General features: G+C 47.7%; 25 protein-coding genes and 1 other annotated feature. Of the genes, 3 read left to right on the top strand and 22 right to left on the bottom strand.

The window, feature by feature from the left end:
- Window positions 1–3: 3 nt before the first annotated feature.
- The 15 genes from der to TX85_RS10335 form a co-directional block, all read right to left on the bottom strand.
- Window positions 4–1,326, bottom strand: a complete 1,323-nt coding sequence (gene der, locus TX85_RS10275) for a ribosome biogenesis GTPase Der (RefSeq protein WP_044479038.1) — start codon at window positions 1,324–1,326, stop codon at window positions 4–6.
- A gap of 191 nt (window positions 1,327–1,517) precedes the next feature.
- Window positions 1,518–2,753 carry a 30S ribosomal protein S1 gene (gene rpsA / locus TX85_RS10280; protein ID WP_044479039.1) on the bottom strand — a complete coding sequence of 412 codons (1,236 nt, stop codon included), beginning with the start codon at window positions 2,751–2,753 and terminating at the stop codon, window positions 1,518–1,520.
- A gap of 114 nt (window positions 2,754–2,867) precedes the next feature.
- Window positions 2,868–3,449: a lysophospholipid acyltransferase family protein gene (locus tag TX85_RS10285; RefSeq protein ID WP_044479040.1), complete on the bottom strand. Its 582-nt coding sequence runs from the start codon at window positions 3,447–3,449 to the stop codon at window positions 2,868–2,870.
- A gap of 1 nt (window position 3,450) precedes the next feature.
- Window positions 3,451–4,152, bottom strand: coding sequence for a (d)CMP kinase (cmk, locus tag TX85_RS10290; protein WP_044479041.1), 702 nt, complete (start codon window positions 4,150–4,152; stop codon window positions 3,451–3,453).
- 117 nt (window positions 4,153–4,269) lie between these two features.
- Window positions 4,270–4,479 (bottom strand): hypothetical protein, encoded by a 210-nt coding sequence (locus TX85_RS10295; protein WP_101781132.1) that lies wholly within the window; start codon window positions 4,477–4,479, stop codon window positions 4,270–4,272.
- A gap of 81 nt (window positions 4,480–4,560) precedes the next feature.
- Window positions 4,561–5,214, bottom strand: coding sequence for a flagellar brake protein (locus TX85_RS10300; RefSeq protein WP_187375138.1), 654 nt, complete (start codon window positions 5,212–5,214; stop codon window positions 4,561–4,563).
- Window positions 5,215–5,444: 230 nt separating this feature from the next.
- Window positions 5,445–5,954, bottom strand: coding sequence for a GNAT family N-acetyltransferase (locus TX85_RS10305; protein WP_044479044.1), 510 nt, complete (start codon window positions 5,952–5,954; stop codon window positions 5,445–5,447).
- An 87-nt stretch (window positions 5,955–6,041) separates the two neighbouring features.
- Window positions 6,042–6,524, bottom strand: coding sequence for an SDR family NAD(P)-dependent oxidoreductase (locus tag TX85_RS10310; protein WP_262362626.1), 483 nt, complete (start codon window positions 6,522–6,524; stop codon window positions 6,042–6,044).
- Window positions 6,518–6,793 carry an SDR family NAD(P)-dependent oxidoreductase gene (locus TX85_RS27950; protein WP_262362627.1) on the bottom strand — a complete coding sequence of 92 codons (276 nt, stop codon included), beginning with the start codon at window positions 6,791–6,793 and terminating at the stop codon, window positions 6,518–6,520. Before TX85_RS27950 ends, TX85_RS10310 begins: the two co-directional genes overlap by 7 nt.
- 22 nt (window positions 6,794–6,815) lie before the next feature.
- The gene (locus tag TX85_RS10315) at window positions 6,816–7,409 is read right to left on the bottom strand and encodes a TetR/AcrR family transcriptional regulator (RefSeq protein WP_316244894.1); all 594 of its coding nucleotides are present in this window, start codon (window positions 7,407–7,409) and stop codon (window positions 6,816–6,818) included.
- A 307-nt stretch (window positions 7,410–7,716) separates the two neighbouring features.
- Window positions 7,717–9,072: a germination protein YpeB gene (gene ypeB, locus TX85_RS10320; RefSeq protein ID WP_044479046.1), complete on the bottom strand. Its 1,356-nt coding sequence runs from the start codon at window positions 9,070–9,072 to the stop codon at window positions 7,717–7,719.
- A 347-nt stretch (window positions 9,073–9,419) separates the two neighbouring features.
- Window positions 9,420–9,569, bottom strand: coding sequence for a hypothetical protein (locus TX85_RS27015; RefSeq protein ID WP_187375139.1), 150 nt, complete (start codon window positions 9,567–9,569; stop codon window positions 9,420–9,422).
- 73 nt (window positions 9,570–9,642) lie between these two features.
- On the bottom strand, window positions 9,643–10,332 hold the full coding sequence (gene prsW, locus TX85_RS10325) for a glutamic-type intramembrane protease PrsW (protein ID WP_044479047.1): 690 nt from the start codon (window positions 10,330–10,332) through the stop codon (window positions 9,643–9,645).
- Between the two features lie 21 nt (window positions 10,333–10,353).
- A complete protein-coding gene (locus tag TX85_RS10330; protein ID WP_044479048.1) occupies window positions 10,354–10,974 on the bottom strand; it encodes a genetic competence negative regulator in 621 nt (206 codons plus the stop codon).
- A 193-nt stretch (window positions 10,975–11,167) separates the two neighbouring features.
- A complete protein-coding gene (locus tag TX85_RS10335; RefSeq protein ID WP_044479049.1) occupies window positions 11,168–11,536 on the bottom strand; it encodes a hypothetical protein in 369 nt (122 codons plus the stop codon).
- A gap of 99 nt (window positions 11,537–11,635) precedes the next feature.
- Here TX85_RS10335 and TX85_RS10340 point away from each other — a divergent pair, with 99 nt between their 5' ends.
- Window positions 11,636–12,520: a polysaccharide deacetylase family protein gene (locus TX85_RS10340; protein WP_081671691.1), complete on the top strand. Its 885-nt coding sequence runs from the start codon at window positions 11,636–11,638 to the stop codon at window positions 12,518–12,520.
- 25 nt (window positions 12,521–12,545) lie between these two features.
- Here the strand turns inward: TX85_RS10340 and TX85_RS10345 are convergent, their stop codons facing one another.
- Complete coding sequence (locus TX85_RS10345; RefSeq protein ID WP_044479051.1) at window positions 12,546–12,842, bottom strand: hypothetical protein; 297 nt, start codon at window positions 12,840–12,842, stop codon at window positions 12,546–12,548.
- The gene (locus tag TX85_RS10350; RefSeq protein WP_044479052.1) at window positions 12,839–13,432 is read right to left on the bottom strand and encodes a CPBP family intramembrane glutamic endopeptidase; all 594 of its coding nucleotides are present in this window, start codon (window positions 13,430–13,432) and stop codon (window positions 12,839–12,841) included. Before TX85_RS10350 ends, TX85_RS10345 begins: the two co-directional genes overlap by 4 nt.
- A gap of 127 nt (window positions 13,433–13,559) precedes the next feature.
- On the opposite strand from TX85_RS10350, the gene TX85_RS10355 reads away from it, so the two are divergent.
- Window positions 13,560–14,477 carry a hypothetical protein gene (locus TX85_RS10355; RefSeq protein ID WP_044479053.1) on the top strand — a complete coding sequence of 306 codons (918 nt, stop codon included), beginning with the start codon at window positions 13,560–13,562 and terminating at the stop codon, window positions 14,475–14,477.
- A 91-nt stretch (window positions 14,478–14,568) separates the two neighbouring features.
- Window positions 14,569–14,797: a binding site (T-box leader), on the top strand.
- A 147-nt stretch (window positions 14,798–14,944) separates the two neighbouring features.
- Window positions 14,945–16,534 (top strand): phosphoglycerate dehydrogenase, encoded by a 1,590-nt coding sequence (serA, locus tag TX85_RS10360; protein ID WP_044479054.1) that lies wholly within the window; start codon window positions 14,945–14,947, stop codon window positions 16,532–16,534.
- A gap of 112 nt (window positions 16,535–16,646) precedes the next feature.
- Here the strand turns inward: serA and TX85_RS10365 are convergent, their stop codons facing one another.
- From TX85_RS10365 to TX85_RS10385, 5 genes are all read right to left on the bottom strand, one after another.
- On the bottom strand, window positions 16,647–18,074 hold the full coding sequence (locus TX85_RS10365; protein ID WP_044479055.1) for a sensor histidine kinase: 1,428 nt from the start codon (window positions 18,072–18,074) through the stop codon (window positions 16,647–16,649).
- Window positions 18,075–18,791: a response regulator transcription factor gene (locus TX85_RS10370; protein ID WP_044479056.1), complete on the bottom strand. Its 717-nt coding sequence runs from the start codon at window positions 18,789–18,791 to the stop codon at window positions 18,075–18,077.
- Between the two features lie 76 nt (window positions 18,792–18,867).
- Complete coding sequence (gene ccsA / locus TX85_RS10375) at window positions 18,868–20,130, bottom strand: cytochrome c biogenesis protein CcsA (RefSeq protein ID WP_044479057.1); 1,263 nt, start codon at window positions 20,128–20,130, stop codon at window positions 18,868–18,870.
- Entirely contained in the window at window positions 20,127–21,797 is a 1,671-nt protein-coding gene (resB, locus tag TX85_RS10380) for a cytochrome c biogenesis protein ResB (RefSeq protein ID WP_044479058.1), read from the bottom strand. Before resB ends, ccsA begins: the two co-directional genes overlap by 4 nt.
- A gap of 21 nt (window positions 21,798–21,818) precedes the next feature.
- Entirely contained in the window at window positions 21,819–22,346 is a 528-nt protein-coding gene (locus TX85_RS10385) for a redoxin domain-containing protein (protein ID WP_044479059.1), read from the bottom strand.
- Between the last annotated feature and the right edge of the window lie 47 nt (window positions 22,347–22,393).

Here is a 22,393-nt window from a genome sequence, read left to right on the forward strand (position 1 = left end):
CCCCTAACCTTCGTCAGACTTCCGGCGCGTAAACAACCGGATTGGCGTTCCTTCAAAATCAAAGGCAGCCCGGATTTTGTTCTCCAGGTATCGCTCATATGAGAAGTGCATCAGCTCCGGATCATTCACAAACACCACCATCGTAGGCGGCTTCACCGCTACTTGGGTTACATAATTGATCCGTAGTCTGCGGCCCTTGTCTGTCGGAGGCGGATTAATGGCAATCGCATCGGACACTACATCATTAAGCAGATGCGTCTGAACCCGCTTCGTATGTTGATCTGCAACATGCTGAACGACCGGCAAAAGCTTGTGAAGCCGTTGCTTCGTTTTCGCAGAGAGGAACACAACCGGTGCATACGTCATAAACAAGAAATGGTCTCTGATCTTCTGTTCGAATTGATGCATTGTTTTGTCGTCCTTTTCGACAACATCCCACTTGTTAACGACAAAAAGCGCAGCCTTGCCAGCCTCATAGGCATAGCCGGCAATATGCTTGTCCTGCTCAATGATTCCCTCCTCACCATTAATAAGCACAAGCACAACATCAGCACGCTCAATTGCCTTCATTGCTCTCATGACACTATATTTCTCCGTGCTCTCGTATACCTTGCCGCGTTTTCTCATTCCGGCTGTGTCAATCAGGACATATTTTTGACCGTCCTTCTCAAACGGAGTATCGATCGCATCTCTCGTCGTGCCTGCAATATCGCTTACAATGACGCGTTCTTCGCCAAGAATGGCGTTTACAAGCGAGGACTTTCCTACATTCGGACGACCAATCAATGCAACCCGGATTACATCGTCTTCATATTCCACATCCTCCAGCTCCGGCAGGTTATCAGCGATAGCATCCAGAAGATCACCAACGCCTGTTCCATGGCTTCCGGACACCCCGATAGGTTCGCCGAATCCGAGATTATAGAATTCATAAATATTATCCATCCGACCGATATTATCGACTTTATTGACAGCCACAATAACCGGTTTGCCTGAACGGAACAGCAGCCCGGCAACTTCCTCGTCCGAACCCGTTACCCCCGTCTTGGCATCACACATAAACACAATCACATCCGCTTCCTCAATTGCCAGCTCCGCCTGCATGCGGATTGACTTTAGAATCGGCTCCTCATCATCCAATTCAATACCGCCTGTATCGATGATACTAAAAGGCTTGCCGTTCCATTCCGCGGTGCCATAGATCCGGTCACGCGTGATTCCCGGCTTGTCCTCCACGATGGCCAGACGGTCGCCAATAATCCGGTTAAATATCGTGGATTTCCCCACATTCGGCCGGCCGACAATCGCCACAACTGGTCTTGCCATGCGCATTCCTCCTTGTTTCGTTCCTCTATCTCATCAACGCATTAGCTGTAAGCCTGCATTGCTTTTCATCGAAAACATCATAGCAAAAAAAGCAACCATATGCTAACCGTTTGTAACCAATTCTTCCTAAACAAGCAAAATCGGCGAACCCGCTTCAAGGGGCCGCCGATTCATGCTTGCCTTTATCCCGATTACTTGAATTTGCTCAGCTTGTCGCCAAAGCGTTCTCCCAGGGTAATGCTCAACCCTTGGTTGCTAAGAGACACATTCGGGTTGTCTCCGAGGTCTTCTTTGCGAACGCTGCTTCCCTTGCCAGGCTTTTCACTCTTAGGAGCCGGTTCCGGAGCATCTTCTGTTTCCTTGATGCTGAGGCTCACGCGCTTCTCACCAGGGTTCACTTCAAGAATCTTCACTTGAACCGTTTGGCCCTCTTTCAGCACTTCATGCGGAGTACCGATATGTTTATGAGAAATTTGCGAGATATGAACAAGTCCTTCAACGCCTGGTGCAATTTCAACAAATGCGCCGAATGCCACAAGACGCTTTACTTCACCGGATACGATATCTCCGCTCTTGAAGTTCTCAGCTGCAGTTTCCCAAGGACCTGGAGTAGCCGCTTTAATGCTCAGGCTGATTTTGCCCTTCTCAGGATCAACCTTAAGCACCTTCACTTTTACCTTGTCGCCTTCGGACAGTACGTCAGCCGGCTTATCGACATGGCTCCAAGCGATTTCGGATACGTGCACCAGACCGTCAACTCCGCCCACATCAACAAATGCCCCGAATTGGGTAAGACGTTGTACAGTGCCTTCGATGACCTCGCCTTCCTTCAAGCTGCCCATAACCTTCAGCTTGTTAGCTTCGAACTCTTCATCGAGGACATCCTTCTGGGACAGGATCACTTTATTGTTCTCCTGATCAATTTCCTTCACCTTCACCCGAAGGGTGCGTCCTTTATAATCACTGAAGTCTTCAACGAAATGACGTTCTACCATCGAAGCCGGAATGAATCCGCGAACGCCCACATCGGCAACGATGCCGCCTTTTACCACATCGGCAACCGTAACCTCAAAGGTTTCTTGAGATTCGAATTTCTTCAGCAATTCTTCCCAAGCATTTTCACTGTCAATCGCACGCTTGGACAGCACCAGACGCTCTTTATCGTCGTCAATGCTGACAACCTTTGTTTCTACTTCCTGGCCAACTTGTACGACATCAGCCGCGTTGTCCAAATGTACCGAGGACAGTTCACGAATAGGAATAACGCCGTCGTATTTATATCCAATGCTCACATAAGCTTGGTTATCCTCAATTTTGACGATCGTTCCTTTTACTGTGTCCCCTTTTTTCAAGGATACGATTTGTTCCAATTCTGCCTGGCTTGCCGCCTCTGCAGCTTCCAATCCGTTCTTCGTTTCTTCCGACATGTGATTACCTCCTCAATTCAAAAAAACCATTTATTTAAACCCGCAGAAGCGAAGTTCAAAACAATTTAATCCTATTTTTCCAAGTTTTCATGCCTTCATGCATCAGGCGTTAAATTATCCTAGTTTTCTGAGCTCCGAGATTTGCGACATAATCTTCTCGGTAGCCTGTTCGGCTGCCTCCGCGCCTTTCAGTTCTTTGAAAGCTTCCAAATCTACCGGCGCACCGTAGACAACTCTGGTTTTGCGGAACAATTTATATTGGCCGATTATTGCCACCGGAATGACCGTCGCATCACTGCGGAGCGCGAAGGTTGCGGCGCCTTTCTTGCCCTCTCCTCCATCATCGCCCTTCTGTCTAGAACCTTCCGGGAAGATCCCCATCACGTGGCCTTCCCGCAAAAGCAGCAAGGAGGTCTTGATGGATTCCTTGCTGACTCCGCCGCGCTTAACCGGAAAAGCTCCCAATTGACGAATGAGCCAACCGAAACCAACGATGTCGAACAGTTCCTTCTTAGCCATAAAGTGCACCTTCCGATCCAGCAAGATACCGATCGTCGGAGGATCCAGCAAGCTAATATGGTTGGAGCATAACAGCACTCCTCCCGAAGAAGGAATATTCTCCAGACCCTTGGCTTCCAGTCGGAACAAAATCTTGTAAATTCCACGGAGCAGAGCCCGGCAAATGTTGTAAATCATCCTATTCTCTCACTCTCACAAAAGATCTGCACATCGATATGATGACGTTGACAACTTCTTCAAGGTTCAGATTGGTAGTATCCAATAATACCGCATCTTCAGCCTGACGCAACGGAGATATCTCCCGTTCCTGATCTAGACGATCACGTCTTGCCATATCTTGAATCAGTTGCTCCATAGTGATCTGGTCCTGCTCTTTCATTTCATTGAAGCGCCGCCTTGCCCGCTCCTCTACAGATGCGGTCATAAATACTTTAACCTCCGCATCCGGCAGCACCGTTGTTCCGATATCGCGTCCGTCCATGACAACGCCTTTACGCAAAGCCATTTGCCTCTGGAGCGCTACCAATCTGCTCCTAAGCCCCTCGACCTGCGCATATCTTGATACTTTGGCGTTGACTTTGATGGATCTGATCTCGTCTGTAGCATCTTGTCCGTTAATCACTACTCGTTGTCCATCTGGCTCGGGTATTAATTCAATAACCAGATCCGGCAGCATTTGAAGCAGCTTCTCTTCATCTTCCGGTTCGATTCCGCGTTGCCCGAAATACCAGGTAGCTGCGCGGTACATGGCTCCAGTATCTACATATACATAAGACAGTCTTTCCGCCACCCTCCGGGCGATCGTACTTTTACCTGCTCCCGCAGGCCCGTCAATTGCAATGTTGATTCTATCTGTAGATGTCGACGTTGTACTAGCCAAAGGGTAAATCCTCCTTCAAGACGGTCTCAATAAAAAAGCAGGCTTTGCCTGCGACGTGAAAATTATACCACATTAAAACCCGGTATGCAAAAGCAGATGTCATAAATTCGTGCAATTTCAGTGCGCTCCGATGCGTTGAATCGGAACTCCTTCGTGACGGTCTGCGGATGCCAGCACATGCCTCAATGCGGGTACCGAGAGCGCAACCTGACTCAACAACAGCAACGCGACAAGCACGATAATCCCTCTCTTGATCCACAGCTCCACCCGGTCCGAGAATGTCAGGAACAACTCCGTATAAGCGTCTGCTTTCTTCTTGCTATGCATTTGGCGCACCCCTTGTCTCCAAGATGAAGTCATTAATCCTAGCTTATCCAGGGGCATCCAGATCAAATCATATCGGAAGTCTTACCGGTTGCGAAAATCAAATTGCCGCTCGAAACAATAACGGATAATCTTCTGCCGCTCCATATCCGAGATCGTGATGAGCTTCAGCATAACTCGGGTACGACCATTCTCCAGTTTCTTGGTTCTCACAATCTCCGCCTCAAACGGAGCATGCTCAATCGAGCCATTTTTATAAGGAAGCAGGAGCCAGCAGTACATTTGATCCCCTTCATTCAGCTTATAGGTTGAGTCGCATAGAAATGATACTCCGCCCCCGCCAACATCGTCCGTGTATGCGACAAATCTCGTATTATCCTTCAGCTTGACAGCCAGCTCAAGCTCGGCTACAACCCGCAAAAAGTTGCGCCGTTGAACCTTGGTGATGGACTCCTCGCTGGGTTTGCGAATCCGGATCAGATGAATTACATCCTCGGCGAAGCCGATCACATATGTATTAAAGTAATTTTTCACGCCTTCATCCGTCAAAAAGTAGATGGACAGCTCATCGCCGACAAATAAGCGCTTGATCCGACCCGTACCGACCTCAATCGGCATTTCTATCAAATAGTACTCATCCTCGATGTCGGCAATCCGGGATTTGCACTCCTTCTTTTCCTCCTTTTTGTTCGGCGAGGCAACCTGGATATAGACCAAATCATTTATTTTAGGCAGCAACGTTATCCCCACTCCTTGACCAAATCTGACACTATATGATCTGATTATAGCATGGAGCATAGTATCATGGCGCCAGAATTTTCTTAAGAGAGGGGTATCGGGTTTCACCCGCTGTTAGAGTCAGGTTCTGATTGAACTTGTCTTAGGGTAATAACCCGAGTCTAAAGGCGGGCCGTAAACTTTGCACCCGATGCCCCTCCCCTTAGCAAGCTAGAGGCAAGATTCACCACTCATATCTGCTTCGCAACCTGAGGCTTCATCTCTTTTTTCAACACAAAGCATCCTTCCTCCGGGTTCTTCGGATTTTTAATTTCAATACAATGAAACCCGCACTTATTGATGTAAAAATGATGATTCCTTCTGCTAAAGATAGGAGTTTCCGTATTCCATGTTATGGTGTCGGGATACATGTCCTCTATCTGTTTCCATACCTTTGTTCCAATCCCCTTATTTTCTACATCAGCATCAAGGAAAATCGTTCCCAAATAGTTCTCGTTGCGGGAATGAATCCAAAGAATAACCCCGCCTATTAATGCCTCATCGTAATAGATTTTGAATGAAGTACACCCAGGGTGAAATCCCCATTTTCTGAGAAAGCTTCCGTCATCATATCCTGGTGGTCCTCCTGCTTCTTTCCCTAAATGAATCCGAGTATCTTCATCAAAGGCTCTTTTCATAATTGGGACAAGTTCTTCAACATCCTGTTCTTCCATCGCTACAAACTTAATTGAATTTGCCATTTCTTATTGATCTCTCCTCCATGCTTATTTAGAGAAATAATAAGGCCTTACATCACGTCAAAGTCAACCGTTTGCAATTCCATCACTTTAATCAATAGTCTCTAAGACAACGGCCTTGCCAAAATCTTCACTTAATAGAATCTCAATTAATTTAAGCGCCGTGTATTCAGGCGTTTGCAGTCTCCCTTCCTCAGAAAGTCGAACGAATTCATTAACATAAGGAAAAAGGTTCTCACTTACTGATCGAATATCCGCTTGTAACTTTGTATCGATCATGCCTGGATACACAGCGACTACTTTTGCAGGGTGTACAACAAGCTTTTGTTCAATCTCAATACTCTTTGTAAAAGAGTCAAGACCGGCTTTCGCAGTACTGTAACAGCTTTGTGAGGGTATTAAATATTTTGCAGATGCTGAGGATATATTTAGAATTCTTTTATCCACATTCAAATTCTTCGTATGTTTTAAATAATTTGACGTTATGATCATCGGTGCCAATAAATTTAAATGGATATTCTCGATTATTTCTTCAGTTTCTATCTGTTCAATTGGGCTCACAGGAGTCAACATGGCGGCATATTGATAAGATAGATCGCTTCATCATTGGAACAAACCTCAAGATGACGGAAGATGTCTATGAAAAGCTGATCAATACCGCCAATGTTTGTTAAATCATAATTAAAATAATCAATCCTGCAGTTCCTCATCTGAGCTTGGTCGATAATCTGTTGGTTAGTAGTTCTAGAGATGCATATAAGGTGGTGGTTCTTATCGAGTAACTGATTAGCCAAAGCTTCACCGATTCCTCTTGATGTACCAGTAATAATAATATGTTTCAAATTTATCTCTCCTAATAAGCGACTATGTTCTTTCTCGAGTAATAATTCTATTAACGGTCTCTTCCCAAATGATCTGATAATCCAAATCCATCTTCATCATCTTACATCTGGATAAGTTATCTATAAGCAGGGCAAGAATTTTAGAGCTAACTTCGATTTTTTCAGGCCCAACAAGACCCCATTCAGCACCTTTTGACAATAAATCAAAAAAGCCGTTAGTAAAGTCTTGTTGAACTTTCAACAAAGGGGCTCTAAATTGCTCATCACGCTCGGCAAGCATCGTAAACTCACTTAGTACTCTCAATGTTGAACGATGCTCCTTATCATCACTAGGCAGCATTTTTAATCCGCCTCTTATTAGTGTTTCTACATAATTGTCTTCAGTAACAGATTCCGTATCAAAGTAAACAGCGAAATAATGATCTCTAAAAATATAATCGAATGTTCGGGCAATCAACTCTTCTTTTGTAGAAAAATGGTAATATATGGAAGATTTAGTTATTCCTACTCTTTTTGAAATCATCCCCAAACTCGTTTTCTCTATCCCGCACTCTGCAAAGAGTTCATATGCTGCTTGGATGATATGACTAGATGTAATCTCTCTTTTCTTGATGATCTTTCAGCTCCCTTCAATTGAATTAAGGCCATTATAAGGAGGATTCTAATGCATTGTCAATATTTTAACGACCGATCGTTCAAAAAAAGCCAAGAAGGTATCGCCCATGCCGGGCGCACAACCATGAAAAAGGGCACAGCCCGGTAGCTGTGCCCTTTCTTTACCCCAAGGGAGCGAGCGCTTGAGATAGCGCGTAATGCCCCCCAAGCTTTGATGTGTGTGCTAGAAATTTGGTCCAATCAGGGAAATTCCGAGAACAACTGAGGTCATAAGTTACCTCCGCTCGCAGCGACACCCGCTCTGTTAGTTACGAGCGAGCCCCCTGCTTCCGGCTTTGAATCTCCTCAATCGTCTCTTCCACTCCCGACTCCGCATTGATGAAAATTTTAAAGTCTGAGCCGTTAATGGCACCTCCGAACTCGTAAGTCAGCACCTTCTCGAACATCTCATTTTCAATCAGTGCGAGTCGATGATACTTCACTTTATAATCCGAGTTCAGATATTTTCGAGCTTCCTCCAGCGTCAATTTAGGCTCGCCTACAGGCTGTCTGTTCTCCCGCTCATAGACGTAGTCGCTGGCCTGAATCCCTGTCACGTCGCCCGTATCCAATCCAACACGGACCGTGATCTTCTCGGGGTAGATCAATACATCGTTCAATTTGGTCACAAAAGTAAAGGTTGAGGTATTGTCGAACTCGTCATAAGCCACCGGCGTCATATCGCTATATCCTTTATCCTTCAGAAAAGCGCTCGCCTTCTCTCTTGCCTGCTCATAACTCGCTGCTTTTGGACCGATTGTCCGGTTGTTGGAATAGGCAATGAGCTGTCCTCCATTTTTCGTGAAGTCCAGCGTAGTCACTTCGTTATTAGCCCCCTGAACCTGAGCCGTGAACGAAGCCCACTCTGTCCCTTTTCCGTTCTCCGTTACCTTGATATCGCCTGTCACGCTATTTCCAAGAAATTTAGCCGTTTTATCCTTGATCGTGTCCAAGGTTACCGGCGTACCTCCCAGCTTTTTCACGGATCTGCGGTTATACATGCTGGATACGGAAGGCCCCCAATCCAATTCAGGATATTCCCCTACCTTTTTATCCACTGTCTTGAAGCCGTCAATAATGGTGTTGTCCTTCGGCTCATCCTGGCTTGCCAATGCCGTCTCCACATCCATCCAGCGAAGGCGGTTGCTGATCACCTTATCCTGCACGGCTTGAAGCTCCTTTGATATTTCTGCGGAACTCTTATAGAGCTCCTTCAGATTTTTGACCTCCGAATCGGATAAAGGCTGCTTCGTTAAGTCACGTACTCCAGTCTGATAAGAAAACTTCGCAATCCGGGACAAGAACTCTTCCGTCTTGTTAAAGGGCAGCATCGTCAGTGGAAGCTGATTGATCTCATTCTGGGCTTCACTTGTAATTCTCCATACATTTACCAGCCCCTTGCGGTGCGAGCTGGTAGACGCCGAATGCACAGCCAGCGTATTCCCCAGCTCACTGTGAAGCCGGTCCACATGATAGGACAAATCGTGAAATGCCCGCTGGTACTGGTTTTCCGCTTTGATTAAAATCGCATTCTTCTCCTGGTTCTCCTGATACCCCCATACGACGGCACCGATTAATAGTACGGTTGCTATCGGGAACAATATCGCGCTCAGTCGTTTGTACATCCGAACAGACACTCCTTTCTTCTACTGTCTGTGGATAGTTTGACATGAAGCTGGGAGCTTTATTCATTTTTAGCGGTAGTTCAAAAAATCTGCTTTTGATCACGAAGTAAATCAAGTGGCGGATTCGGCATCGAATCTTGCGTTCACCCTCGAAGTCCGGTACTCATGTAGGTTCCGCCTACACTCCGTTCCTCCTTCTTCAGGTTCTCGCAACCTTCTCGGTGCTGAAAAGCTGACTTTTTGAACCTTCATTTTTAGCGGTAGTTCAAAAAATCTGCTTTTGATCACGAAGTAAATCAAGTGGCGGATTGGCATCGAATCTCGCGTTCACCCTCGAAGTCCGGTACTCACTCAGCCTCTTCAATAATTTCAAAGCGCTCCCGGTTATCGCAAATGCACTGCTTAAACCCGGTTTCAATATTGCCGTGCTCCTTCTTCCCCCGCAATATAAAACGCTCACCGCAATTTTTACATACGATTTTCACTTTTATCCGCATAAAAAAGGCACCCCTTCCAGTATCACGCCCGCAGGCCTGCTTCTGAATTCAGGATGCCCTTTATTGCACTTCATTAATCCTGCCCATGTGCCTCTGTAACTCGGAATGGCGAGCTGTTATTCGCCCGGTACATCTTGCTTAGGCCGCCGTACCATAAGAAGGCCATCAGCGGGATGATAAACCAGATCCAGTAATGGGTCACATGGATTAGAACATAATTGTAAATGCCGTGCCACAAGATCGGGAATATCAGCGAATAGCTCAAATACTTGCGACTGCCGGTTCCGCTCGAGAACTTGGCTCTGCCAAGATGATAGCCCATCATGACACCGAACATCGCATGACCGGAGACCGGCAGCAAGGCTCGAATCATCAGCGCCCCGAACGAAGCATGGCTGGCAATGCCATAGATAATGTTCTCCATTGTTGCAAATCCAAGGGATATTGCAGTAGCATATACAATCCCATCGTAAGGCTCGTCGAATTCCTTATGCTTGTATATCATGTGGAATAGAACAAACCATTTGATAAATTCTTCGACACCCGCAGATATGCCAAAGGAGCCGAGAAGCGGCCCCTCCCCCAGCCAGAACGTTATGCCCCGCTGGATAATCATAATTGGGAATACGGTAAGGATGCCGACAAAAAACACTTTAATGACCATATGAAGCGGTTCGGCATCATACTTGTCCTTTAGGTAAAAATAGGTCAGTAGAGCAATACCGGGAGCAACCGCCGCCGTAGCAATCGAAAAAATAAGCAACGGCCCTTCCCCTTTCACTTACTAGCTTTGGCGCTTGAAATGACTGCAGATTTGTTCAATCGCATGATCCCCGATAATCAGGCTGCCATACTCTTCAAGCATGGCCGGCGTGACCGAGGTCGCTTCACCGAACTCCGCAAGCACAGCAATCAATCCTGGAACCTTTCCTTCTTCAAGCTGCTCAGGCTCCATTCTCAGAATCCATTTCCCATTGTATTTATACAGACTGCCAATATCGAACAGCATATGATGGAGAACGTGCGCCGCTTCAATGAGCACTTCGAAATCATCGAAGGAATACAATATTGTATCACTTGTCTCAAGCGTAACTTCCATTTCATATACTTCGTCAGGCAGTTCATCCTCGTATGACGTTCCCCCGCCCATATGCGGATGGTCGTATTTTCCCTTCGTAACGATCACGACCATGCCTTGGGCTGGAAGTGCAAACACTTCTACCGCCAAGGGGCCTGTTGCATCGAAGCCCACTTCCGTGTAAGCCTGATCCATCATTTCGGTAAACAGATCGTGGACCTTCGGAATTTCCTGCCACATATCCTCTCTTTGAATACCGCGTTCGCTTAAATCGTCAAACGTGAGGAAAATCCGTATTTTATCCTGGCCAAGTCTTTCAATCCTCATACAGGATCCTCCTCTCCATTCCTTGTTATAACAGATTATGAAACCTGCTCTAATGTGTGATGGAAATGGTTCTTTGTATGTATGTTATCACTTCTTTTCACGAAATGCACGCATTAATCATTTCAAAAAAGAAGAACCATATTCCGCCCTTCGGAAGAAAAGTGGAAGATGATTCTCCGGAGTTCATTAACCCTTATAAACCGGGGACAGCCGTATTCGATTCCTTCAAAATAGCCTCGACCTCGCGGCGCACATCCGCGCTGCCCTTGATCAGTTCCTTAATCTGCTTCAAATTGTATTCCTTCGGATGGTTCTCGTGGCTCTGTGCGGCTGGACTGGGAGGCACCTGGGCCGTGGCAGCGGCTCCCGTGGTGAAGGAATTCACCTTTGATTCTGCCTTTGCTCCATCATGCTTGTGAGCATGGGAATCCTTTCCGGACGACGGCATCTTGATAAAGGAGCCCGCCTCAGTCAGCATGCCTGCCCATCTTTTTCGTTTTGATGCCCAGACGACAGCGGCCATCCCGAACAATGCTCCGCATAAAAATGAGGAAGATTTCATCCAAACAACCTCCTTGTATGTGTTAAAATCAATTGTAGTGTTCGCGCTTTAACACAAACTCATGCGACATAAATACAGGAAAGCGAGAGGATACGCTTGATGAGCAAGAAATTGCTGCTGCTTGCCGCTGCCTGCCTGATCTTGAGCTCTTGCGGTCAGAAGCAGAACCAGGCGGCTGTTCCGTCTCAAAACAATACTTCTTTGGAGGCTGCAGCTCCCGGGACCGGACCTTCAGCCAATTCGGACCATTTATCCGAAACCGCGACCGAACCATCAGCCGAAGCAGGGACCGAAGAGCAGGAGCCCCCTTCCCAGGATGCCGTGGAGGAGACAATTACCCCGCTGTATCACATTAACAAAGCTTACAGAGTCGTCCCGAATGAAGAAGGGACCGAGACCAAGGTGGTATTGCTCACCTTCGATGACGGCCCCAAAGAACAGGAAATGATTGACGGTCTCATTGATACATTGGACAAACACCAAGCGAAAGCGATTTTCTTCGTCAACGGCTATCGTGTCGAGACTCACCCCGAGCTGCTGAAGCTGATCCATGACCGCGGCCAAGTGATCGGCAACCATAGCTGGGATCATATCGACCTGAAAAAAGAATCCGAAAGCGAAGCTCGCAAACAAGTGGAGGATGTTCAGGCTATCGTCGAGGACACCATCGGGGAGCGCCCCCGTTTTTTCCGTCCCCCATTCGGTTCAGGCAATGATCAGCTTCATCAAATTGTTGAGGAGAATAATATGATTTATATGACCTGGTCCAACGGATCACTGGACTGGGATTCCAAGAACAAGAATAAACCGGAAGCCGTTATTCAAAATGTTCTGGAACAGCTGCATGCCGGCAGCAATATATTAATGCATGAGCTCCCATGGACGGTCGAAGCCCTCGACGGCCTGCTAACCCAGCTCGAAGAAAAGGGCTACTCCTTCGTTGATCCGCGGACCATCTCCGAGGCACCAGAGCAATCGGAGTGACTGGTGCGAAGCATCCTGCAGGCCGCTATAGTCCATGCTCCTGTCCCCAGGGAGAAGCGCTAATCCCCCACCAGAGCAAGTAAATTGTAATTCCTATAAAGACGTATAGTAATACATTATAAAATATTCTTGTTATCCGCAGACGCTGGGAAGGGAATAACTCCCTTCTTGGCGGCAATTCGGAAAAATCCAGCCCCCCCTCCTCTACCTCCGCTTGCAGCGCATGCTGCACTTTTTCCGGAAGCGATGACGTCGGCTTGATCTGTTGTTGGCGCCGGCGCACCGTCCGATGACGTTCACTCCGGCTTAAATGCTCGTTCATGATTCCCTCCGAAACCGGATTACTAATCCTGAGATGAAATCAATTAGAAAGTGGCATACAATGGGAGCCCATAAGGTTCCGCTCTGTAAATAAATGTAGCCCAGCCCATAGCTGCTGACAAACACCCAGCCTGTCGGAATCCAGTGTCTTAAATACCGGATATGAATGACGGCAAATAAAATACTGGTCCAGTAAGGGCCGAGTCCATGCTGAATCGCTCCCCGAAACAACAGCTCCTCACAGATGGCAACGACGATGGAAATAACGGCGATATGCCATATCGGACGCGCCTTGAACAGCAGTTCATTAATTCCTCCGTCATCCATCGCATCCTCGGGGACAAGCCTGGAAATCAACAGGTCCGCTAAAAACATGATCCCCGCCAAACCGAATGCCCACCCCAAAAAATGAATTTGTTCAGGAAATTGTAATAATGTAAACGGATTTCGTTTCTGAAATAATAGGATGATTAAACCGATAATTAGAGTAAGTCCCTGAGTCAAATACAAATTGACCAGCAACATTTTTTCACTGAGCTGCCCTGGATCCACCTGCTGGATCTTGATCTTGCTGAATTTAGACTTTTTCATAAGTATTCATTTCCTGTCTTAAGTTATTGAGTAGTAAGGATACATAGTTTTTTAACGGCAAGCTCAGGCTTCTGTTTTATGCTTGCTCACGGACTTAATATGATGAGGCAAGGAGCGTAATATCAACATGAAACGAAAACAAACACGGATCGAGGTATGGTTTTCCATCGGATTTCTGTTCACGCTGATCGCCGCATTCGGTACATTCTTCCTTGGCTTAAGCCTGGGCATCGAACGCACGGAAGCAAAATACATTAATCTGAAAGAGAGCTTCCTTGAAATGGAGACCGATGCCTCTTACACCCAGCAGGAACTGCTTACCTTCTACTATGTCGCTTATCAGCCCTATTTGCAATTCAAGAATGAGTACCTCAAATTGGAAAGCAAGCTGGGCCGTACAGAGTCTGGAATCACTGCCTCCAATCTGATCAAAGAAGTGCAGAGGTCCTCACAAACGATGTATAAGCAGATTTCCGAGCATCCGGTATCCAGTTCTTCTCCGCTCCTGACAGATGCGCAGCGTGACATTCTCAAAAGTCTGAAGCTGTTTGATGAGGGGCTCGACAAATATGTATCCCTGCTCGGTGGTGAGAAGGGGCCTGTATTGCTGGTGGAGCTGTCAGGAGACGAATTCGCAACAAGCGCCGAGGAATACGGTCTTCGAGCCCAGAATAAATTTTACACCTCAATCATGAAATGGTGCGCGAAGACCGACAGCAATACGCCGAAGGAATTTGCATTGAAACAGGATACCACTACCAAAGAATGGAGCGGCTATTCGCTGTCTTTGAAAAATAAAGCCGTGTCCGATGTGATGCTAAGCTCCAAGCTGTACGTCTCCTATCAGCCGCAGGACATGACCGCCAAGATCGACCAGATGATCAACAGCGGCAAGGCGGCCTCGCTCGGCCTCACCCATGTGAGTGCGATCGTCAAGGTTCTTACAGAGACCGAAGCTGTTCAGGATCAGGAATACGACAAGTGGAAAACGGTCTATTATGCCTCCGAGCATCTTCCAGCGCTGCCGTTCTTCTCGGTTCAATAAAATCATAACGAAAAAAATCGTTGCGTTCAAGGCGGTACGAGCTATTGACACCTCTGACAGAGCATGATACATTATGAAAAATTAGTTTTGTAATAAGACAATGAAGGAAACAAGGTTGTCCGGAAGCTCCCAGAGAGCCGGTGGTGCTGCAAACCGGCAGTGGAACGACAGCTTTAGCGATCCTGAGTCATTGCGTTGAACCCCTATAGTAGACGCAATCGGATGAATTCCGTTATCATTCTGTCAATGTTGACACTGAGACCTTGATCGGAAAGTCAGGGTGAATTAGGGTGGTACCACGAACAACTCTCGTCCCTTACTACGGCAGTAGTATGCGGATCGGGAGTTTTTTTATTACCCGCTTCCAACTGCTTTCGCGGTCATGCCGCACCTCAATCCTTTGACACAGTATAACGGTAATGAGAAAAAGAAATCAAAGAAAACAAAAAAACGGGAGGCAAGAAATCATGTTTAAAGTGTTAGTATCGGATCCTATTAGTGACATGGGTATTCAACAGCTCATGGATGCAAGCGACGTTATTGTAGACAAGAAACCAGGGCTGAGCGAAGATGAGCTCGTCGGCATTATCGGAGAGTATGACGCATTGCTTGTGCGCAGCCAGACGAAAGTCACAGAGAAGATTATGGCTGCGGGCACACAACTGAAGGTGATCGGGCGTGCAGGCGTCGGCGTGGATAATATCAATCTGGAGGCGGCAACCAATCGCGGGATCGTCGTGATTAACGCTCCTGACGGGAATACGATTACTACCTGTGAACATGCCTTTGCCATGATGATGGCTCTCGCGCGCCACATTCCGCAAGCCTATGCCAAGACGATTCAAGGAACATGGGACCGGAAATTCTTGGGCGTAGAGCTTCGCAACAAGACGCTGGGCGTCCTGGGCATGGGAAGAATCGGCAGCGAGGTAGCAAAGCGCGCCAAAGCGTTCGGCATGGACATTCTCGGTTATGACCCATTCCTAACCGAAGACCGGGCCGAGAAGATCGGCGTTAAAGTCGCAACGGTGGATGAGATTGTTCGTCAAGCAGACTTTATTACCGTGCATACACCGCTGACACCAGAGACCAAGCATATGATCTCCAGACCTCAATTCGAAGTGATGAAGAAAGGCATGCGGATCATCAACTGTGCCCGCGGCGGTGTTGTAGACGAGTTGGCGCTTGTTGAGGCGATCGATCAAGGGATCGTTGCCGGTGCTGCATTTGACGTCTTTGAGAAGGAGCCGCCTGAAGCGGACCATCCTTTCCTCAATCATCCTAAGGTCATTGTCACTCCCCACCTGGGCGCTTCCACGGTTGAAGCCCAAGAGAATGTGGCAATTGACGTATCGGAGCAAGTGCTGCATATTCTGCGCAATGAACCGTTCAAGAATGCGGTCAACATGCCTCCGGTAGCTCCAAGCGTTATGAGCAAGCTGCAGCCTTTCTTCGGACTGGGTGAAAAAATTGGTGCTTTCGCAACTCAGCTCAACAATGAGGCGGTTAAGGAGATTCACGTCGATTATGCCGGCGACCTCTCAGAGGTGGATACCCAGCCGCTAACCCGTTATGTCATTAAGGGAGTACTGTCCCGCCACTTCGGCTCAGATGTGAACACCGTCAACTCGATGCATCTTGCCAAAATTCGCGATGTGAACGTGGTTGTATCCAAGGCTACTGCTACGAAGGGCTTTACGAACCTTCTCAGCGTCACCTTGAAGTTCAGCGACGGAACCGAACGCCGTGTAGCCGGCACCTTGCTTAACGGCTTCGGTGCCCGTATTGTCCAAATCGATAAATTCCCTGTCGATTTCGCACCGGAAGGGAACCTCGTCTTCATCGCTCATAACGATAAACCGGGCATCATCGGTAATGTCGGGACACTGCTCGGCAAGAACAATGTGAACATCGCGACCATGCAGGTAGGACGTAAAATTATCGGCGGTGATGCAATCATGGTATTGGGTGTCGATAAAGAGGCTCCGAAAGAAGTCCTCAGCGAGCTTACCACGCTGCCCGAAATCAATAAAGCCTTGCAAATGAATTTCAACTGATTTTGAATCCGTTAGCAGATTGTTTCACGTTGAACAAGATTTATCTTGCGGATTCAACAAAAAAGCGCCCTTTTTCAAAAAAAGGGCGCTTTTCCTTGTTCTCAGGCTCTTGTTATTCGACAGGCAGCCGCATATGGAACGTCGTGCCTTTTCCTGGCTCGCTTTCCGCGTAAATGGTCCCTTGGTGGGCATCCACAATATTTTTAACGATAGAGAGCCCTAGTCCGGTTCCCCCGGATTCGCCCCGAACACGGGCCTTATCCGCTTTGTAGAATCGATCGAATACGAACGGTACATCCTCAGCCGGTATGCCTACCCCGCTATCCCGCACCGACACATGGATCATTGTTCCTCGAGCGCCGTCCTCAAGCTGCACTTCTATAGTGATCCGTCCATGCTCAGGCGTATGCCGGAACGCGTTGTCCAGCAAATTGGTCATCACCTGCTCCAGACGATCTTCACTTGCAGCCCGCAGTGTGAGCGGCCCTTCGCCTAATTTCAGTTCAAGCTGAATCAAGCTTTCCTTCGCCCGAACCAAAAACTTACGGTGAATTCGTTCCGCGAGCTCCCGAAAATCCATGCTCTCCTTGGACATATCGATATAACCGGCTTCCATCCGCGCCAAATCGAGCAGATCCCGAACCAAGCGGCCCATCCTCAAGGATTCATCATGAATGACCTGCACAAGCTCGGCACTTTCCTCCGGCGAGCTTGCCATACCGTCCAGAAGCGCTTCACTGTAGCCTTGCATCATCGAGAGAGGCGTTCTGATCTCATGGGATACATTAGCAACAAAGTCGCGGCGCATCTTCTCCAGCTGAACCTCTTCGGTTACATCACGGAGCACCGCAACCGCTCCCCGGATCTCGCCATCCGAAGTCAGCGGAGCCATATGAACAGACCAGACTCCCTTCTTCACATGCACATTCATGCTCTGATCGCCTTCCCGGTTAAGCACTTGATGGAACATCTGCTCGAGCGGCTTCGGCACATAGGGAAGCGGGTTATCGGACGCCTCATCCGCGTCTGACTCTTCGCCAAGGAGATTAGCCCACATGTTCATAATAATATCCCCAGGCGGATTCGCCAGAATGACGTAGCCCTCGCGATTTAGTGTAATTACTGCATCGTTCATACTCCGCAGGACACTGGAAAGATGCTCCTTCTCATGGTTAAGACTGCGAATCGTAATCTCCAGCTCTTGGGCCATGTAATTAAACGTATTCGCCAACACCCCGATCTCATCGCTCGTTCGCAGTGAAAGACGGGTGTCATACTTGCCCTTGCCGACCGATTCAGCCGCTTGAATAAGCTGCTGCATGGGCTGCGTAATTTTCGTGATCAGGAACAGAGCAAAAAAGGTGGTCAAGGAGAAGCCGATAATCGAAACGATCAAGAACAGCTTCTTGATCGCTCCGGGATTCGTAAAATTGGTATCAATATACGGCAGAAAGAACAGACCTACCGTAAGGAGAACGAGGGCAACCAGACAGATGATCGTGATCCATAACTTGCCGACAAGCGTTCTCAGGAAGCTCACTTATTTTGCAACCTCCAGCTTATAGCCTACGCCCCAGACCGTTGTAATCATCGCAGCCGACTCTGGAGAAACCTTGTTCAATTTCTCGCGGAGACGCTTAACGTGGGTATCCACCGTCCGCAGATCTCCGAAGAACTCATAATTCCATACATCCTTGAGCAATTCCTCACGGGAAAACACCTTATCCGGAGATACAGCCAAATAATGCAGGAGCTCATACTCCTTAGGTGTCAGACTGACTTCCTGTCCGCCTGCCGTCACTCGATGGGCATCATGCTCGATAATCAGATGCGGAAATACAATATTGTTGCTTGGACCGCTCTCCTTGGACAGATATGCGGTAGCGGAAGCCCGGCGCATAATCGCTTTGACACGGTAAATGACCTCACGCGGACTGAACGGCTTCACCACATAGTCGTCGGCTCCCACCTCAAAGCCTTGGACACGGTTAATCTCTTCCCCTTTGGCGGTAAGCATCAGCACAGGTGTCGACTTAACCTGTCTCAGCCGGTTGCACACCTCAACCCCGTCGATTCCAGGCAGCATGACGTCGAGCAGAATCAGATCGTAATCATTCTCGGTCGCTTTTTTCAAAGCAATCTCTCCGTCCTCCGCTTCATCAATCACGTAACCTTCTTTTTCCAGATACATTTTGAGCAGACGGCGAATGCGCTCTTCATCGTCGACTACAAGAATTCGATTTTCTTGATCTGACATAGACAACAACCCCTTTACAATCTTACGCATATCCTGTTAGGTCCATCATGTTCGTCAAAAGTTATTACTTATATCATTAGTCTACACCTGCATAGGAATGCAGCCCGGCGATAATTAAATTTACCCCAATGAGTGTAAACATAACTACAATAAATCCAATCACTGCGAGCCATGAGCTTTGACGCCCCTGGAACCCGCGCGACAAGCGGAGATGGAGATAAGCGCTATAGAAGAGCCACGTAATTAGCGCCCACACCTCCTTCGGATCCCAGCCCCAGAAACGGCCCCAGGCCTGCTGAGCCCAGATCATGGCGAATACAAGAGCTCCAAGCGTAAAGATCGGGAATCCAATCGCGATCGACCTGTAGCTGATCTCATCCAGATCGTCGGGATCCAGACTTTTCAGCGTTGGCGCAATCAGCCTGCTAAGCGGTTTTCTTAGCAGCAGTCGCAGCAAGAAGTAGAGCAGCGTGCCTGTTACAACCGCCCATACCACGGTGTTCAATTGTCTGCCCGCCTGTTCTCCCTTCATCCATGAAGGCGCCTCAAACCAAGGAAACTTCAGGCCCAGAAAGGAATCTATGTACTCAGGCTTGCTGTCATCAGGAGCTACAATCGGCGGTAAATTGTACACTATTCTTTCTATTGTACTATCTTCCTGTACTTCGCTGTCAATCACTGTCGTATTTTGTACGAATACAGCTTCATAATTTGCAGCTCTGAATCCGTATACAGATATAACAAAGCCCAATACTATAATAATAGAATAAAGCGTAAATTCAAGCCATCTTTTTTGCCTTAGCGAACTTTTATCCTGTTTGTCGAATTCAACAGTCCGCAGCAAATACATTAATCCGGCGGCAAAGCCTATCGCAAAAAACGCCTCTCCGGTCGCTGCAAGCGTCACATGAATATAGAGCCAGATCGATTGCAATGAAGGAATTAGCGGCTGTACGTCCTTTGGAAAAACAGCGGCATAAGCCATAATAATGATGGCCACCGGAAGCGCGAACATACCGATGAGTATTTTTCGATAAATTAAAAAGATTACGGTAAAAGCAAGCATAACCATCATCGACAGAAAAGTCATGAATTCATACATATTGCTGACCGGAATATGTCCGCTGTAGGCCCAGCGGGTTCCGCAATAGATAAAATGGGACAACAGGCCCAGAGAGGAAGTAACAAATGATACAGCTCCCCATTTACGCTCATGCCGGACCGGATCACGATTTCTCCAGGTTTTTCCCGTTACGGCCACCACATAAAAAATAAAGGATAAGCAGTATAAATAAAATGCAATTACAAAGGCTAATCTGCTGATCTCCAATACATTCATACTTGGTTCCCCCTGTTTTCCAAATGCTTCTCATCCACATCTACACCCATGTCTTGCAAGAAGCGCGCTACCTCCCGACGCAGGCCGAACCAGTTCTTTGCTGTATGCGCACCAAGAATCAACGTCTGCCCGTCAAGCCGTAGCCAGATTCTCCGATGGTGCCAGTAAAACCCGAGCACAAGCCCCAGCATGACGATTCCAAGCCCAATCCATACAAAAGGCATCGCCCGGTCCACCCTGATGTTCAAATAACTGGATGAAGCGATGAAATCTACGTCCTCCATCCCAAGCACATCCAGCGCCAATCCACTGTCCAGTCCGCCGAGACGTTCGTTAATCGCATCCTGCTGGAACCGCTCTTTGTCAATCTGCTTCGGAAAATAAATATACTGCACGCCTGCTTCCGGCAGATCCGGCCCTTTGATGACAAACAGAAAGGCAGGAGCATTAGGGTCGTTCGACTTGGATACCGGCTTGCCCTCTTCGTTAAGATCAAAGTCCATGTACTTATTGCTTAATTCCAGCGTATACGGACCGACCTGATACGTCTCTTCGGAGTTCGTCATGCTGAGCTTGAACTTCCCATAGGATTCTCCGGTATCTGCCCGAACCAGGCTTGGTGTAACCGACCGCAGCTTCGGCGTTAAATCGAAATCAAACTGATAAACCTTGAACCCGTTGTAATTGAGCGGATCATTTACACGGATATCATGGCGCTTGACCTCTTCCAGTAATGGATCCTTCGAGGGATCGTCACAATCCGCCGTGCATTGGTACAATACAGCCTTTGTTTCAAACAGCTTGGGAACAACCCGTCCCGATTCCCGGAATTTCTCCGGCAGCTCTTCCTCCGGATAATACTCCACGGTAAATCCTTCATTCTTGAGATAAAGATTGCTGTCAGGAATCTTCGTAATCTCTCCTTCAGGGAACCAATAGTGCTTATCGACATTCAAGCCTGGAAGTCCCCGAAATAGGATCGCGAGCAAAAAGATGATGAGACCGATATGAATGATATAAGGCCCCCAACGGCTGAACCGTTGTTTCTCGGCAAGCAGGGCGTCTTCATCATGCTTCACCCTATAGCCTTTTTTCTTAAGGGAAGTGACCGCACTGGAGATCCAGTCTCCCGTCAGATTCTCAACAGGACCTTCATAGACAACCCGCTGCCGGATCAGAAATTGCCGGTGCTTACGTATTTTCTGCCTGGAAAGCGCCTTGTAAAGCGGGAGAACTCTGTCCAGACTGCAGATCACGAGCGAAGCTCCGATCATGACCAGCAGTGTTACAAACCACCAGGATTCATAAGTATGAGATAAGCCCAGCTTGTAATAGATATCACCGATCGTTCCGTACTTCTGCTTATAGAAGGTGGATGGGTCAAAATAGACAAAATTGCTCTCCTGCTCAAAAATCGTCCCGAACATGGCCCCAACCAAGGTGATGATAATCAAATAGACGGCAACCTTGACCGAGGAAAAGAAGTTCCAGATCCGGTCAATAAAATTAGGATTGCTCTTTTGAGAACGCCGGGCCACACCGTCATAACGCATCTCAAGCGGCTCGGTCGATTGATCCGAATCGTACAACGGTTTGCCGCAAGCCTCACACAGTACGGTTCCCACCCGATTCTGGTGACCGCATTCGCATTTTGTGTTCTGGATCAATACCTAGCTCCTCCTGTCGTATCAAGGCTCTATTAATTTTTCGATTTGCTCGTCCAGCATCGTCAAGTCCAGCTCGCCCTCATGAATAGAGACAATATTGCCCTTCTTATTGACGAAAAAAGTTGTCGGCATCGGAACAATTCCATATTTTTGGACGGCTTCATTCTCCGAATCCAGCAGGATCGGGAAGTCCACACCGACCTGCTTAACGAAGCGATCCACTGTCAAGCGGTCTTCTCCTGTATTGATGCCTAGTATAACTACATCCTGATCCCGCCACTTCTCCCATTGAGCTTGCAGTGCAGGCATCTCGCTGACGCAGTACGTGCACCAGGTAGCCCAGAAGTTAATGACGACAGACTTCCCCCTGTACTCCTTCAGGCTGTGAACGCTTCCATCCATTCCAAGCAGTTTAAAGTCAGGAGATGTGCTCCCTTGGGTTGGTCTTCCCTCGTGATCGCCGAATACCGTTGAGCCGATTGCGTATCCGCCCAGAACAATAATGAATAATAAAATCACAATCTGAACAGGGCGTCGGGCTTTCCCCATGCGCTTCCTCTCCTATCTATGATGTTTTTCATAAAATCAATGGACAA

Origin of the sequence: Paenibacillus antibioticophila, from assembly GCF_000455265.1 — a bacterium.
GTDB lineage: Bacteria > Bacillota > Bacilli > Paenibacillales > Paenibacillaceae > Fontibacillus > Fontibacillus antibioticophila.

Excerpts from the sequence above, each read along its gene's own strand:
- TX85_RS10295 (WP_101781132.1), bottom strand. The coding sequence starts at position 4,479 with ATGCATAGCAAGAAGAAAGCAGACGCTTATACGGAGTTGTTCCTGACA.
- TX85_RS10385 (WP_044479059.1), bottom strand. The coding sequence starts at position 22,346 with ATGGGGAAAGCCCGACGCCCTGTTCAGATTGTGATTTTATTATTCATT.
- TX85_RS10345 (WP_044479051.1), bottom strand. The coding sequence starts at position 12,842 with ATGAACGAGCATTTAAGCCGGAGTGAACGTCATCGGACGGTGCGCCGG.
- serA (WP_044479054.1), top strand. The coding sequence starts at position 14,945 with ATGTTTAAAGTGTTAGTATCGGATCCTATTAGTGACATGGGTATTCAA.
- TX85_RS27015 (WP_187375139.1), bottom strand. The coding sequence starts at position 9,569 with ATGCGGATAAAAGTGAAAATCGTATGTAAAAATTGCGGTGAGCGTTTT.
- ypeB (WP_044479046.1), bottom strand. The coding sequence starts at position 9,072 with ATGTACAAACGACTGAGCGCGATATTGTTCCCGATAGCAACCGTACTA.
- TX85_RS10305 (WP_044479044.1), bottom strand. The coding sequence starts at position 5,954 with ATGGCAAATTCAATTAAGTTTGTAGCGATGGAAGAACAGGATGTTGAA.
- TX85_RS10350 (WP_044479052.1), bottom strand. The coding sequence starts at position 13,432 with ATGAAAAAGTCTAAATTCAGCAAGATCAAGATCCAGCAGGTGGATCCA.
- TX85_RS10340 (WP_081671691.1), top strand. The coding sequence starts at position 11,636 with ATGAGCAAGAAATTGCTGCTGCTTGCCGCTGCCTGCCTGATCTTGAGC.
- rpsA (WP_044479039.1), bottom strand. The coding sequence starts at position 2,753 with ATGTCGGAAGAAACGAAGAACGGATTGGAAGCTGCAGAGGCGGCAAGC.
- ccsA (WP_044479057.1), bottom strand. The coding sequence starts at position 20,130 with ATGAATGTATTGGAGATCAGCAGATTAGCCTTTGTAATTGCATTTTAT.
- TX85_RS10370 (WP_044479056.1), bottom strand. The coding sequence starts at position 18,791 with ATGTCAGATCAAGAAAATCGAATTCTTGTAGTCGACGATGAAGAGCGC.
- TX85_RS10355 (WP_044479053.1), top strand. The coding sequence starts at position 13,560 with ATGAAACGAAAACAAACACGGATCGAGGTATGGTTTTCCATCGGATTT.
- TX85_RS10335 (WP_044479049.1), bottom strand. The coding sequence starts at position 11,536 with ATGAAATCTTCCTCATTTTTATGCGGAGCATTGTTCGGGATGGCCGCT.
- TX85_RS10310 (WP_262362626.1), bottom strand. The coding sequence starts at position 6,524 with ATGTTGACTCCTGTGAGCCCAATTGAACAGATAGAAACTGAAGAAATA.
- der (WP_044479038.1), bottom strand. The coding sequence starts at position 1,326 with ATGGCAAGACCAGTTGTGGCGATTGTCGGCCGGCCGAATGTGGGGAAA.
- TX85_RS10285 (WP_044479040.1), bottom strand. The coding sequence starts at position 3,449 with ATGATTTACAACATTTGCCGGGCTCTGCTCCGTGGAATTTACAAGATT.
- TX85_RS10330 (WP_044479048.1), bottom strand. The coding sequence starts at position 10,974 with ATGAGGATTGAAAGACTTGGCCAGGATAAAATACGGATTTTCCTCACG.